The organism is Xylanibacter brevis ATCC 19188, from assembly GCF_000621725.1.
GTDB classification, from domain to species: Bacteria; Bacteroidota; Bacteroidia; order Bacteroidales; family Bacteroidaceae; genus Prevotella; species Prevotella brevis.
The window spans coordinates 222,015-234,703 of sequence record NZ_JHXM01000002.1; the positions used below are offsets into that span (position 1 = coordinate 222,015).

At 52.2% G+C, this 12,689-nt stretch carries 7 protein-coding genes; 5 read left to right on the top strand and 2 right to left on the bottom strand.

The features are described from left to right. Positions 1 to 387: 387 nt before the first annotated feature. From T433_RS0101760 to T433_RS15750, 4 genes are all read left to right on the top strand, one after another. Positions 388 to 1,674: a glycoside hydrolase family 76 protein gene (locus tag T433_RS0101760; RefSeq protein ID WP_044109006.1), complete on the top strand. Its 1,287-nt coding sequence runs from the start codon at positions 388 to 390 to the stop codon at positions 1,672 to 1,674. Between the two features lie 108 nt (positions 1,675 to 1,782). Beyond that, positions 1,783 to 3,096, top strand: a complete 1,314-nt coding sequence (gene hflX, locus T433_RS0101765; protein WP_027454622.1) for a GTPase HflX — start codon at positions 1,783 to 1,785, stop codon at positions 3,094 to 3,096. Positions 3,097 to 3,229: 133 nt separating this feature from the next. Next, positions 3,230 to 4,567, top strand: a complete 1,338-nt coding sequence (gene gdhA / locus T433_RS0101770; protein WP_027449181.1) for an NADP-specific glutamate dehydrogenase — start codon at positions 3,230 to 3,232, stop codon at positions 4,565 to 4,567. Between the two features lie 41 nt (positions 4,568 to 4,608). Continuing rightward, positions 4,609 to 5,070 carry a septal ring lytic transglycosylase RlpA family protein gene (locus T433_RS15750; RefSeq protein ID WP_231477972.1) on the top strand — a complete coding sequence of 154 codons (462 nt, stop codon included), beginning with the start codon at positions 4,609 to 4,611 and terminating at the stop codon, positions 5,068 to 5,070. Between the two features lie 12 nt (positions 5,071 to 5,082). Here the strand turns inward: T433_RS15750 and T433_RS16710 are convergent, their stop codons facing one another. Then, entirely contained in the window at positions 5,083 to 8,415 is a 3,333-nt protein-coding gene (locus tag T433_RS16710) for a hypothetical protein (protein WP_052356938.1), read from the bottom strand. Between the two features lie 124 nt (positions 8,416 to 8,539). Here T433_RS16710 and T433_RS0101785 point away from each other — a divergent pair, with 124 nt between their 5' ends. After that, positions 8,540 to 10,699, top strand: coding sequence for a S8 family serine peptidase (locus T433_RS0101785; RefSeq protein WP_027454623.1), 2,160 nt, complete (start codon positions 8,540 to 8,542; stop codon positions 10,697 to 10,699). Here the strand turns inward: T433_RS0101785 and T433_RS16985 are convergent. Continuing rightward, positions 10,696 to 12,669, bottom strand: a complete 1,974-nt coding sequence (locus tag T433_RS16985; protein WP_248616457.1) for a DUF5013 domain-containing protein — start codon at positions 12,667 to 12,669, stop codon at positions 10,696 to 10,698. The two genes, T433_RS0101785 and T433_RS16985, sit on opposite strands and share 4 nt — an antisense overlap. Positions 12,670 to 12,689: the final 20 nt, after the last annotated feature.

Consider the following 12,689-nt stretch of genomic DNA (forward strand, 5'->3'; position numbering starts at 1 on the left):
TTTGTGTCGGATCTAGACTCTAGAACTGCACATTCTAAAGTCTAGATTCCTCCTTCCTAAAGTCTAGAATTCACTCATCTAGACTCTAGAAATGACAATTCTAAAGTCTAGGTCGATAGTAAGAGTTAAACTAATGGTTTGTAATACCCCCTGTTTTTGTCTCTCAAACGGGCAGTGTGAGCTGTCGATTCGGCCTGAATGAGCCGATGAAAGCCGTATGATGCCACGTTGAGGGGCCTTTTTTTGTGACGTTAAGAAGATGATATGTGGATGCCAATTGTCAGCATCCAGCTATAGCCGAATAATCTTAATAGAACAAAAAACATTTGGCATATCAGGATTAATTTCGTAATTTTGCGCCTTCAATTTATATATATGCTAAAAACAATGAAACACCTAACATTACTTTTCTTTTGTCTCATGGCGTGGAGCCATGTCAATGCCCAAGTGAGCATTTCCTACAACAACGAAGCACAGTGGAAAACCTACGACGACTTTAATGCCGTATTCCTTGACACAGATGAGTTCATTTATAAAGCAGACACCAAACAGGCGCGTGCCGACCATCGCGGCAACGGCTATCGCGACAACGATGTTTCTGGATGTGCTGCCGCCATCTGGTGCCAGGCCATCTATTACGACATGGTGGTCAATGCCTATAATCGTGCTAAGGCCGAGGGCAACAAGTCGCGCATGAAGAAATACAAGAAACTGCACGACAAGATCTATAATGGTGAGAAGACGCACTATGTGAACTTCGATTTCGACAACCCCAGCACGAACAATGGCTGGTTTGTATATGACGACATCATGTGGTGGACAGGTGCTCTGGCTCGTGCTTACGAGACATTTGGAAAAGCCGAGTATCTGAAATACTCAGAGCAGAGCTTCTGCCGCGTGTGGTATGGTTCTGAGAAAGTGGGCGACGATGGTTCTTATGCCGATCCTACCCGCTTTGCAGGCAAGGCCGGCGGCGGTATGTTCTGGGAGTGGCAGCCCATTGACCACGCTCGTCCTCACAAGCCCGGTGACTTCCGTTCGGCTTGCATCAACTTCCCAACAGTGATTGCCGCTTGCCATCTCTATCAGTTGGTGCCAGAGGGACGCACACCATCTGCAGAGCCCCGTCCTAAGTATCAGACGAAGGCTTGGTATCTGGAAAAGGCCAAGGAGGTCTATGCATGGGCCGATGAGGTGCTCGTCGATGCCAACGGCCGTGTGGCTGACGGTATTCATGGTGGTGCACCAGGCTTCAGCGATCACCTCTACAATCAGTCCACCTATATCGGTGCCAGCTGCATGCTCTATCAGTTGACTCAAGATGCCAGCTACCTGACAAAGGCACAGCGCGCTGCCGACTATATCATAGATCACATGTGCACCAAATCCATTCTCGACTTTGAGAAAGGTTATGAGCAGGGTGTCTATGCAGCCATCTATGCGCAGTATATCAAAATGCTGGTTTATGATTGTGGCTTGGATGACGTGGCGAAGCAGAAATACCTGTCACACATTCAGATTAATCTGCAGAGTGCATATGCTAATATGGACAAGACTCGTGGCATCCAGATGGGTAACTTCGCAAAGAAGACCAGCAAGAACGATGTTGTCGAGAGCTATGGTGCCAGTGGTATGCCAGCCCTCATGCTGATGTTCCCTGCAGAGAAGAAATAATCTTATAGCGGTAAGATACAATCTGTATAAATAAAATGTGGGACGACCTGATGGTTATCCCACTTTTTATTTATACCTTTGTACCCGATTATCAGATAATTATATTGAATGAAGGAATTTGTAATATCAGAAGCTAAGGCCGAGACGGCTGTGCTGGTGGGACTGATAACCCCACAACAAGACGAAGCAAAAACAAAAGAATACCTCGACGAACTCGAGTTTCTGGCTGATACGGCTGGCGCCCGCGTGGTGAAACGATTCACGCAGAAAGTGGGCGGACCCAGCAGCGTGACCTATGTGGGTAGCGGTAAGTTGGACGAGATCAGACAATATATCAAGGCGTGTCAAGATGCCTACGACGACTGGATGGATCAGCAGGAAGAACAGCTGATATCGGCCGAGGATATGGGCGAGGCACCACAGCCTGTGGGTATGGTGATATTCGATGATGAGCTGAGCGCTAAACAGATACGTAACATCGAGAAGGAACTGCAGGTGAAGATACTGGATCGCACCTCGCTGATTCTCGACATCTTTGCCATGCGCGCCCAGACGGCCGAGGCAAAGACACAGGTGGAACTGGCACAGCACCGCTACATGCTGCCCCGACTGCAGCGCTTGTGGACGCACTTAGAGCGCCAGGGTGGTGGCTCTGGCTCGGGTGGCGGAAAAGGTAGTGTGGGACTGCGCGGACCTGGTGAGACACAGTTGGAGATGGACCGCCGTATCATCCTGCACCGCATCACTCTGCTGAAGCAGCGACTGGCCGAGATTGACAAGCAGAAGACCACACAGCGCAAGAACCGTGGCCGACTGATACGTGTGGCACTGGTGGGCTATACCAACGTGGGCAAATCGACGCTGATGAACCTGCTGTCGAAGAGCGACGTCTTTGCCGAGAACAAACTCTTTGCCACGCTCGACACCACCGTGCGCAAGGTGACCATCGAGAACCTGCCGTTTCTGTTGGCCGACACTGTAGGCTTCATTCGTAAGTTGCCCTCAGACCTGGTGGAGTCGTTCAAGTCAACACTCGACGAGGTGCGCGAGGCCGACCTTCTGGTGCACGTGGTGGACATCTCGCACCCCGACTTCGAAGACCAGATACGCGTGGTAGAGCAGACGCTGGGCGAACTGGGCTGCTCGGAGACGCCCTCGATGGTGGTGTTCAACAAGATCGATGCCTATAAGTGGACCCCACAGGAGGAAGACGATCTGCGTGAGCCCACCAAGGAGAATATCTCGCTCGACGACCTGAAACGCACCTGGATGGCCAAGATGCAGGGCGACTGCCTCTTTATCTCGGCAAAACAGAAGGAGAACATCGACGAACTGAGAAGCGTACTATATAATAAGGTGCGCGAGTTGCATGTGCAGAAATACCCATACAACGACTTCCTGTACAATATTGAAGAACAGTGAAAATCGTTAAAGAATGGCAAATTGAAAGGCAAAGACGAAAGTTTTTGCCTTTTTTCTTGGTCGGTAACGTAATTTTCCATATATTTGCGGTGTATAAATAAACAATCTGACAACTTTAAAACTATAACACACTATGGAAGTACAGAAAATTATGCAAGAGTTGGAGCGCAAGCATCCCGGTGAGCTGGAATACCTGCAGGCCGTACGCGAAGTGCTCGAATCTATCAAGGATGTATATAACCAGCACCCTGAGTTTGAAAAGGCTAAGATCGTGGAGCGCATCGTGGAGCCCGAACGCATCACTACATTCCGTGTGCCCTGGGTCGATGACAAGGGTGAGGTGCAGGTGAACATCGGCTATCGCGTGCAGTTCAACAGCGCCATTGGTCCCTATAAGGGCGGACTGCGTTTCCACCCGTCGGTCAACCTCTCTATTCTGAAGTTCCTGGGCTTCGAGCAGACCTTCAAGAACGCACTGACCACACTGCCCATGGGTGGCGGTAAGGGCGGTAGCGACTTTGCTCCCCGTGGCAAGAGCGATGCCGAGATCATGCGCTTCTGTCAGGCCTTTATGACCGAGCTTTACAAGGTGATTGGTCCCGATATGGACGTGCCCGCCGGCGACATCGGCGTGGGTGGTCGTGAGATTGGCTACCTCTTCGGCATGTATAAGAAACTGACCTCGCAGTTCCATGGCGCCACCCTGACGGGTAAGGGCATGGAGTGGGGCGGCAGCATCCTGCGCCCTGAGGCTACGGGCTATGGTGCTCTCTACTTCGTTCACCAGATGATGGACACCCACGGCATCGATATCAAGGGTAAGACCGTGGCTCTCTCGGGCTTCGGCAACGTGGCTTGGGGTGCTGCCAAGAAGGCTACCGAGCTGGGTGCCAAGGTGATCACCATCAGTGGACCCGACGGTTATATCTACGACCCCGAGGGTCTGGATGCCGAGAAGATAGAATACATGCTGGAACTGCGTGCATCGGGCAACGACGTCTGTCAGCCCTACGAGGAGGAATTCCCCGGCTCGAAGTTCTTTGCAGGTAAGAAGCCCTGGGAGCAGAAGGCCGACATCTATCTGCCTTGTGCCACTCAGAACGAGCTGAACGGCGATGATGCCGACATGATTCTGGCCCAGAAGCCTCTCTGTGTGGCTGAGGTGTCTAACATGGGTTGCACCGCCGAGGCTGTGAATAAGTTTATTGCTGCCGGTCAGCTGTTTGCCCCCGGTAAGGCTGTGAATGCTGGTGGCGTGGCTACCTCTGGTCTGGAGATGACACAGAACTCTATGCGCATGTCGTGGACAGCCGAGGAGGTGGATCAGCGTCTGCATCAGATCATGTCGGGCATCCACGAGCAGTGCGTGAAGTACGGTCGCGAGGGCAACTATGTGAACTACGTGAAGGGTGCCAACGTGGCAGGCTTTATGAAAGTGGCAAAGGCCATGCTGGCGCAGGGCATCGTATAATTAAAAACTGAATGCAACTTAGAAAGATAACGATATTTCTAATGTTAGTGGCAATAAGCCTTACTGCTTTGGCGCAGAGCCAGAGCGGTAAGGCTTCTTATTATTCTAAACGAATGACCGGCACACGAACGGCCAATGGCGAACGACTGCATCACGACAGTATGACGTGTGCCCATAAGAGCTTTAAGTTTGGCACCTTCCTGAAGGTGACCAACACCGAGACGGGCAAGACGGTGGTGGTGAGGGTGAACGATCGCGGGCCTTACATCCGTGGACGCATCGTTGACTTGAGCTATGGCGCCGCCGCACGACTAGGCATCCTGGGCCATGGCACAGCCCATGTGCGTATAGAACAAACCGAACCTGAAAACACCATTTGGTTTGATGTCAACAGGTTCGATTCTAAGGGCAAAAGCCTGCATTCGCCTTTAGGCCCCTTGCATCTGCCTAAGGCAAAGATCGACTCGACACTGATTGGCCGACCGATGCCCGTGGTCAGATAGTATTCTCTTTTTTTATCTCACAATTTTCTTTCCGTTGTAAATATAGAGCCCTTTGGCAGGGGCAGCTATGCGGCGTCCCATGAGGTCGTAGCACACCCCACGGGGTGCTGCAGCCTGGTGCTCGTGGATGCCATCGATGGTGTTGTTGTCTTGCAGCAGGCGCACGTTGTCGAGGTAGAGCAGCGTGTTGTTGGCTGCGCCGGCGCTGATTGATGACTTGTAGCCCATGGAGATGGTGACCTCTTGTGGCGCGGTCAGTTCGAAGTCGAAGCACAGCAGCTGCCATGAGGCGTTAGCAGATGGATAGCGGTAGTTGGTCTTGGTGCCAATCTTGACACCAGTCATCGAAGTGCAGGTGTTGTTGCCGCTGGTGGTGATGGTGGTACCATTATTGTTGGTCTGGTTCGGACACTCGTAGCGAGCATCCATTAGCAGACGGAACTTGCCCTTGGGCAGAACGACGGTCTGCGTGATGGCATTGGTACCCGCATCCCATGAGTTGAGCACCGTCAGCACACGGTTGCCACAAGCCGTATCGGCCATGGGGCGCGAACAGCGGGCGGTGTAGTTGCCTACCGAACTGGGGCTGGCGCAATACTGTGTGGTGCTGTAGGGCATGGAGTACATGCGACAGAAGTTGGAACCGCCGCTCAGCGCGTTGCCTGCCTTCCAGCCTTTGACGGGCAGGATGTTGGGCCACTTCGCATTGGTGGCTGCCACGGTGTTGGTGTAGCAGGGGTTATAGACGACACCATTCAGCGTGACGCTGCCATCGGCTTTGCCATAGGTCTCGTCGGTCTCAAAGTTGCCATTCTCTAGAACGCTCTCCGTGATGTCTTCATAGCCTTGCGTAAGGTCTTCTTTTTCATCGGGAGCAGGAAACGTGGCACCTTCCTCGATCAGAAGGTCGCCTCCCACAATTGATGCTTTGACGGTGCCAGAAGTCTTGAAAGTCTTTTCCACAACGCCTTTTTCTGTGATAGCGCGAATGGTGTACTCACATTCGCAGTCCGCCATGCTTGTAAAGTAGGCTACGTTGGGATTATCTTTTTCCTGTATGGTTATCAGGCTTGGGTCGTCATAGTAGATCTTCACTACATCAATATGACTATGATTCTCTTCTAAGGCGAAGCTGTAAAAGTGTGACGGCACCGACAGAACGGGATAGCCCAATGGCGTTTCTATAGCAGACAGTTGGAACTGCTTGTCGCTGGCAAAGTTGGACAGGATGAAATAACCAGTGCTATCAGGGTCGAAAGCAAAGACGGCGTTCCATCCGTCGGGTGTTGTAATCGGTGTGAGACAGGAAGAGAGCTGTGAGGTGGTCTTCGCATCGGTGTTTGAGTAATAGACCACGGCACGACGGTCAACCGTCTCGCCGCTCTTCACGCTTCTGCTGGTATTATTGTAGCAGGTGTAAAGCTTGGCCGTCATCACCGAATTGTTGTTGGCGCGTTCACCAAAAGCCATCTGTCCCTTGCCGCTGGTCACAATGCCTAATTGGTTGTCGATGTTCACCCAGGGTGTTGTCATCTTCTTCAGTGTGTTGCCGTCCAGTTCCTGTTCGCCTTCGGCTGTGTAGAAGGTGCGCTTGGTCTTTGTAAACTCATCCATGCTGATCGCCATGAGTCCGCCTTTCTCGGCAGTGATGGTGACAGGCGCATTGGCACGCACATAGTCCAGATAGATAACGGCATTGCCGGGGGTGGAATAGATGGCGAAACGATTGTTTAGTACACCATCGTTGGTGTTCAGCTCGCCGTTCATCACATAGCTGTTGCCACGCAGGTCGTAGATGCCGCTCACCACAGGAGTGGCATTGGTCTTCTTGCCGCTCACGTCGTACCAGCCCAGGAAGTTACCGGTATTGTTGGCACGGAAAGGCACGATGAGGTTTGACTGTTCCAAAGCAGAGACGTGGGGCGCAATATAGCCCGTGTAGCTCTGCAGACCGGTGCTCCACGAGAAGGTGGTGAAACGCTGCGGGCTGGAAGCTCGGACAATGTTTTGTGAGGCAAAGACCTTCGCCTCGGCATATTCGCGGTTAAAGTCCTCCCAGCGTGTGGGGGTCAGATCGGCTGTAGAAAGAACCTCGTGCATCAGCCAGGTCATCATCACGCGGTGAGCCTCAACGCCCATGCGGCGTGCACCTACGTCGGGGCGCAGCAGCCACTGACCGTCGGTGGTGGTCTGCTGGCGTGACTTGATCATCTGGTAGGCACGGTCTTCGAGCATCAGGGCGTGGGGATCGCGCAGGAAACAGGCATTGGTGGAGTAGGAGGTGATCTGGTCGTAGAGGAACAGGCTCCAGTCGTTGCCGTTAGGCATGGCCAGTTCGCCGTCGCTCAGGGCCAACCAGTAGAGCACTTCGCTCATCACCTTGTCGTTGTTGTGCATCAGGGCGTTGGTCTGCCATTTCTCCTCACCATAGAGTCCCTGCTGGAATAGCTTTAGCGCCAAAGCCGCTTCGCCCAGTTCTTGGATGACCACGTTCTGGTAGGAGGTGTGGAAGTAGTTATGGTTCTGCAGCGTGTAGTCGTCATACAGGTTCTTGCCTTTATAGAGATCCATCACGCGCTTCTGGTCGTAGTCGGGGTCTATCACGGTTTGGTCGGTAGCGTCGTCTTTCTGTGAATAGCTGTTGATGGCAAACTCGCGCAGGCGCTGGAACCAGCGGGGGGCCAGCTCATCGTTAGGAAACAGGCCCAGCGTGGCTGCCAGCACGTCGGCCTCCCAACCGTTCTCCTCGGCTTTGGTGTCGCCATTGTAGCCGGTGGGGATGTTGCGGCCCAACTCATAGTTGCACTCGGCTTTCAACAGATTATAGACGTAGCCTTTCTGGTCGTTGGTCAGCTTGTCCCACTGGAAGAAGGCTGAGTAGGCTACAGACATAGCCCATAGCGAACTCTCCCACACGGCATCGCTTGTGGAGACGGACCCCCAGTATTTGTTGCCGGCACACACCTTCAACTTGTTGGCCTTGTGCGTAGAGTAGGCAAACACCAGGCTCTTCATGGCCATGGTTTCCAGGTCGTCCCACGTCACGTTGGCAGGGAGTGTCACCTGGTCTTTGCCATACTTCACCAGAAAGGCGCAAATCATTGATAGGTCGGCATTGGGGCGCACACCGCGCTCGTCGTTGCCCATCGTGTTCTCGCCCTTGAAACAGCCACACACCTCGTTGAGGCTGTTGGGGGCTGCACAGTCCTGGAAGTCGTTCTTAAGATAAGTTGAAAAGTTAGCCAACATCTGCATCAAGTCGGCCTTCATGGCTTGTTCTGCATTTTGTGCCATAGCATTTAGTGCCACAGCAAGCCACATGGTTAAGAGCAGTATTTTCTTCATTGTTAGTATTTAGTTATTTGTTTTCGGGCTACAAAAATACAGAATTTTTTTGAAAGAGCGTAAAAGAAGGGGCGCCTTTTGTGTGGTTTTTGAATTTTTTGTTATCTTTGCCGCAGTTATGATAATGAAAAGACGTTTTATAACGTTGATGTTCATGGGCTTAGCGTTGGTGGCAATGGCAGCCCAACGGGCACGGTTAGGTAAACTGTCGCCAATGTTGCGACGGGCGGTGAGGACTGCAGTGGTTTCACCGCAACGGGTCTGTGCTTTTGTGAAGGTGACGGCAGGCGGACAAGCTGCGTTGCAGGCGCACGGTTGTCAGGTGCTGTTGCGGAAAGGACAACTCTACATCGTGGATATGCCGTTGAATCAGTTGGCTGCACTGTCGTTGGATCCGCGCATCGTGCGCATCGAAGCCAATCGCACCGCGCAGGTGCTGACCGACTCAATGGCTGTACACCTGAATGCAGTGCCAGTGTACGAGGGACTTGGACTGCCGCAGGCTTTCACCGGCGAGGGCGTTACAGTGGGCGTGATGGATATTGGTTTTGACTTGACTCACCCCAACTTCTATAGTCGCGATATGTCCAGATATCGCATCCGAGCGTTCTGGGATATGCTGTCGCGCGACACGGTGGGAAGTGCTTTCCCCGTTGGGCGCGACTATACGGAATCCACAGATATCAAGGCGCTGGGATGCTCTACCGATGGACACGACATGACACATGGTACCCATACGCTGGGCATTGCTGCAGGCGGTGGATACGATACGAAATACCGAGGTATGGCGCTCGATGCCGACATCTGTCTGGTGGCCAACGCGGTGAGCGATAATGCGGTCTATGTGGACTCTGCCGACTATTATAAATATACGTTTGCCACCGATGCACTGGGATTCAAGTACCTTTTCGATCAGGCCGAACGTCTGCACCAGCCATGTGTCATCTCGTTTAGTGAGGGCAGCAGCGAGGACTTCTACGGCTACGACCAGTTGTACTACGAGATGCTGGACAGTCTGGTGGGGCCAGGACGTATCCTGGTGGCATCAGCGGGTAATAAAGGACATGTGAAGACATGGTTTCGCAAGCCTTATGGCGAACTGTCGGATGGTGCTTTCATGTCGTCGAGTGGGAGTGAGGCGGCCTTCACGCTGAAGTCGCCCGATGACTTCGTGGTGCGGATGGTGCTGTATGGCGCCCGCAACGACACGGTGCTGGTGGACAGCCGACTGGTGACGGAACAGCCCGACAGCATGATGCAGATGGCGCTGCGACATGAGGACGACATCTATCTGTTTGACGTGAGTGCTTATGCTTCGTGCTACGATGCACAGGACGTGTGCTACGATGTGGTGGTGAGCAATGAGCGTGGCGTGGGGAAGACAGTGCCTTTCTCGGTGGAGATCGTGGGACGCGAAGCGGAGGTGGATTTCTGGAATATGAAAGGCACTCTGACGGTGAATGGGCAGAACCCCCAACTGGTAGCTGGCGAGCAGACGCACAACGTCCATTCGCCTTCGTCGGCACCGTGCGTCATCAGCGTGGGTGCCACCAGCTATCGGGACAGCATTGAGAACTATCAAGGCGTGTGGAAGGCGTATTGGCATGCTCCTGAAGGCATGCGAGTGCCGTTCTCTTCGGTGGGACCAACGATGGACGGACGCCTCAAGCCCGACGTGATGGCGCCAGGCAATAACATCATTTCGTCGTATAGTAGTTGGTATTTGGAGAAACATCCCGACGCTTCTGATGTGAAATGGGACGTAGCTCATTTTGATTTTGACGGGCGTACCTATGCCTGGAATTCCAATAGCGGCACGTCTATGGCCTGCCCGGCAGTGGCTGGCGCCATCGCACTGTGGCTTCAGGCCAAGCCCACACTGACACCTGCCGAGGTGAAGGAGGTGCTGGCTCACACCTGTCGTCAGCCCGATGCCACCTTGACGTATCCTAATAATGAATATGGATATGGTGAGATAGACGTCTATCGCGGACTGCTCTATCTGCTCTGTGCGGATAAGATTAAAGAGGTATCTGAAAAACAGACGCATGCCACCGTCAGATTATCTGCCGATGGCATGCTTCATGTGCGTTTGTCGCAGTCCTTAGAGAAACCAGCTGTTCTTCGTCTGTTCTCGCTTAATGGTACGGTGATTTATTCCTCTTCGTTGTCTGTAGGTCAATCGTCTTATTCTTTCCCTCTGCCTCGTTTGACTTCAGGTGTCTATGTTGTTCAACTTGACGGTTCGCCTTCCGTCAGTGGGTCAACGCTTGTCCGACGTTAACGAACAATCTTTTTACCGTTAACAATATTGAGACCTTTCCTTAGTGACATCATACGACGACCATTCAAGTCGTAAATCAGACTGTGAGCATCAGTACCCTTTTCCAGTGTGTTGATGGCGTCAGTCTCTCCACCTTGCTCCTGACCTTTCTCACTGCCAAGATATTCCAGTGTGAAGTGGTCGAACTTACAGTCGTTACTGGTGTATCCCTCCAGTTTTACGCCTATGTTCAAGGTGCCGTCTTCTACATTTGTTACCACGCTTGCAGCATCGTTCTTAAGAACGGTCATGTCGGCTTTGTCCTCATTGGCAAAGATGAAAGCACCTTGGTGAATGACACTGGCACTTGTGCGTACGGCAAAACGGTACTTTCCCTTAGGTAAACCTGCTATTTGCTGAGAGATACTGCGATTGGTCAGATTGCCGGAGCTCTGCCACTTGTTGAAATAGCTGGCACCAACCTTTGCAGGAAGGTAGTTGCTGTACTCACACTCGAAGGCATCGTCCTGCGAGAGTGTCCAGCCTACAGGTTGCTTGGCGTGAAAATTGTTATATCGGGTTGCGTCTGCGTTGGTGATGACATATGAGATGTCAATGGGATTTTCTTCTGAGGCTTTATCAATATTCTCTACGACAGAGACATACTGTCCGCGGTTGATGGTATAGAGATCGTAGTATCCGATGTTGTCACCAGTGGTATTGCCCGCAATCTCATCGGTGCCATCCCAACGGCCAATGTTGCCGCCGCCTTTGTTGTTGGTCAGCGTCCATCCTTTTTCTGCGTTGTAGGCAGCTGATACATAACAACGGTCAGTCCAGCCTTCACCATTGTTTTCTGTGCGAAAGTTCCAAGGGGTATCATCGAAAGAGTGTAGGCAGTTGTCGGCATCGCCAGCGCTGGTAAGGGTGAGCCATTTGGCAGACTCGCCTTTGGCACCAGAATAATTGTCGGCATTGAAGGCGTCAAGAATCCACAGTGCATCCTTGTTTCCTTCGGGGTTTACACCTTGCTGATACCACATGGTCTTGTTCTTGGTGCCCTGCTGATTGCCAGCCCCCAGTGTGATGGTGGCATCGGAAGCGTGATCGTAGAGTGCGAAGAAACACTGGCTTACATCTTCAGGCAGTGCTGTCAGCTTCTGCCATCCGTTAGCCTCAGAGTGGATGTCGCCCATCTCCTTTGGCTTGAGCAGTTCCAAACGCTCTGCGCGAAACTCCTGTGTGCCAGAACCATTCAGCAAGTTGGACTGAAAACCGATGTAAACCTCTGCTTCCTCGTCGAGCTGGAAGTAGAGTCCCTGTACTTTCATGTCGCCTGTACAGTTGTTGATACCGTAGTAGGCTAATGACTTAGTGGGAATCTCATGGGTGCTGCAGAGGCTCTTGCTCACAAACATATATGCCTGCTGACTCATATTATAAGTGGTGTTATAGGCTGCTCCGAAGTAATACTTTCCTGCGGGCAGCGTGATCTTGCGGTAGATGCGCGCATTGGAAAGGTCGCCACTGGTGTTATTACCGGCATCGTTCCATACACCCAACATCAGAGCTTCATTACCAGAATACTTGTCCAGTCCTTGTTTTGTTCCATCATTGCCATTGGGGATGTTGAAGTTCTCTACTGTCCAGTTCTGAGGCGCACCAAAACGACTGCTGCCACCTGCGGAGCGAGTGAAGTTGGATGCCTCTGTGAGATATTGGATAGTCACATTTTCATCGACCACACCATTGAAGGCACCACCTTTGTTCAGACCATCGTTGGCAAATGAGCGATAGGCGGCGGTAAGTGTTTCGCGAGCAGCATTCGCTTCATCATCGCTAACTGTGGAAGGAACGTTCTTGGCTTTCTCGATGGCAGTCTTTAAGGCATTAAGTTTGGCAACATTGAATTTGCCTGTATTGTATGGATGTGCCTGTTCCGACAACCCATTGATGGCTGATTCCAGTTTCTCTATAACCGACTGCAGCACCTCGTGGGTGCTGCGTGTGT

Coding starts and splice junctions, on each gene's coding strand:
- T433_RS0101760 (WP_044109006.1), top strand. CDS start 388: ATGAAACACCTAACATTACTTTTCTTTTGTCTCATGGCGTGGAGCCAT.
- hflX (WP_027454622.1), top strand. CDS start 1,783: ATGAAGGAATTTGTAATATCAGAAGCTAAGGCCGAGACGGCTGTGCTG.
- gdhA (WP_027449181.1), top strand. CDS start 3,230: ATGGAAGTACAGAAAATTATGCAAGAGTTGGAGCGCAAGCATCCCGGT.
- T433_RS15750 (WP_231477972.1), top strand. CDS start 4,609: ATGTTAGTGGCAATAAGCCTTACTGCTTTGGCGCAGAGCCAGAGCGGT.
- T433_RS16710 (WP_052356938.1), bottom strand. CDS start 8,415: ATGAAGAAAATACTGCTCTTAACCATGTGGCTTGCTGTGGCACTAAAT.
- T433_RS0101785 (WP_027454623.1), top strand. CDS start 8,540: ATGAAAAGACGTTTTATAACGTTGATGTTCATGGGCTTAGCGTTGGTG.